Genomic DNA, 1433 nt, shown 5'->3' with positions numbered 1-1433 from the left:
CTATTTAGCCCCATAATTCTTTTGGACACCTATTCTCTCTCCGAATACAATTTAAAATATAGGGAGAGGTGTCTAGTATGGCGAAAAGAAAAGGACCAATGGAAGAAGTGAAAAAGTCATATGTCCGTATGGCGTTAGAGTCGGGCAACTATTCCTTTACTGCTCGAAAAGTGGGGGTGTCCCCTAGTACGTTAAGTAAATGGATCCGTCAGTATCGTGATGAAGTGGAGGCAGAGATGGCTAAGAAAGGTGTACTTCCCCTAAGTCAACCTCCAAATGTGAATGAACTTCAAGCTAAGTACGATCAAGCAATGAAACTTTTAGGAGAAAAAGAACTAGAAGTAGCAATGCTTCGAGACATGTTAAAAAAAAAGTTTCCCGACTTTCCGAACGAATAGATGTTGCACGGGAATGGATCCAGGAGGGGTTTCCTGCCACTCGTGTGCTTAAAATCGCTGATGTCAGTCGATCAACGTATTATTACCGACAATCTCGTTCTACTTCTCGTCAGCGAAAAACAGGAGGCCGTCCGATCCCCGGTTTCTCACTCAATCGTAATGGAAAGAAGATTCCTGACCAAATGATAAAACACTATCTGATGAGCTTGATAGAGGGTCAGGAGTCTGTTTACGGTTATCGAAAACTCACGCGCTGCTTACAGCGAAAATATCGTCTGATCATCAATAAGAAGAAAGTGTATCGTTTATGCAAGGAACTCGATATCTTAATGCCTCAACGCGAAAAGAAACGTAAGGCACCCCGCCGGTTAGCGAAAAACCGAATCGTAACGGGGCCGAATCAATTATGGCAGATGGATATTAAGTATGGGTGTGTAACCGGGTCACGGCGCTTTTTTTACCTTGCCAGTGTGATCGACGTCTATGACCGAAGCATCGTGGGTCATTACACAGGCAAAGTGTGTGAAGCGAAACACATCATCCAGATGGTAAAACAAGCACTGTTACACCGTGAAATATATGCCAGGGGCTCTAAAAGGCCTGTGATTCGAACAGACAATGGTCCCCAGTTCTGCAGTAAAGCATTTTATGAATTTTGCCTGGAACAGGGCATCGAACATGAGCGAATCCCGGCGAAAACACCCAATATGAACGCCTATATTGAGTCTTTTCATAGCATTTTAGAAAGAGAGTGTTACCAACGAAACGAATTTCACAGCTTTGACCATGCGTTTCAAGAGGTAGATTCCTTTATACGCTTTTACAACGAGGAACGTTTACATGGAAGCCTGTTCGATTTGTCTCCTCAAGCCTTTTTGGCAAAGTTAGCCAGAGGAGAAGTGAATCCCTTCCAAATAGCGTTATAAAGTAACTACATCCAAAATACAGAACGTATATTCCTGTTAAGCGCATTTTAAAAAACTCCAAAAAACGGAGAGAACAGGAGATATTGTCCAAACTTAGGGGGTTAACCCG

The 1433-nt window shown here is 43.0% G+C and carries 2 protein-coding genes; both read left to right on the top strand.

The features are described 5' to 3' along the window. Positions 1–77 precede the first annotated feature (77 nt). The gene (locus tag WD019_RS21605) at positions 78–398 is read left to right on the top strand and encodes a transposase (RefSeq protein WP_425712802.1); all 321 of its coding nucleotides are present in this window, start codon (positions 78–80) and stop codon (positions 396–398) included. Continuing rightward, positions 395–1324 carry an IS3 family transposase gene (locus WD019_RS21600; RefSeq protein ID WP_425712803.1) on the top strand — a complete coding sequence of 310 codons (930 nt, stop codon included), beginning with the start codon at positions 395–397 and terminating at the stop codon, positions 1322–1324. The genes WD019_RS21605 and WD019_RS21600 overlap by 4 nt, the downstream gene beginning before the upstream one ends. The last annotated feature ends 109 nt before the right edge of the window (positions 1325–1433 follow it).

Origin of the sequence: Fictibacillus sp. Mic-4, assembly GCF_049843615.1 — a bacterium.
Classification (GTDB): Bacteria; Bacillota; Bacilli; order Bacillales; family Fictibacillaceae; genus Fictibacillus_A; species Fictibacillus_A gelatini.
Note: the sequence above shows the minus strand (reverse complement) of the source record. Positions and strands in the feature narration are given on the sequence as shown.

Bases quoted from the DNA above. Each gene is read 5' to 3' on its own strand.
- WD019_RS21605 (WP_425712802.1), top strand. From the start codon at position 78: ATGGCGAAAAGAAAAGGACCAATGGAAGAAGTGAAAAAGTCATATGTC.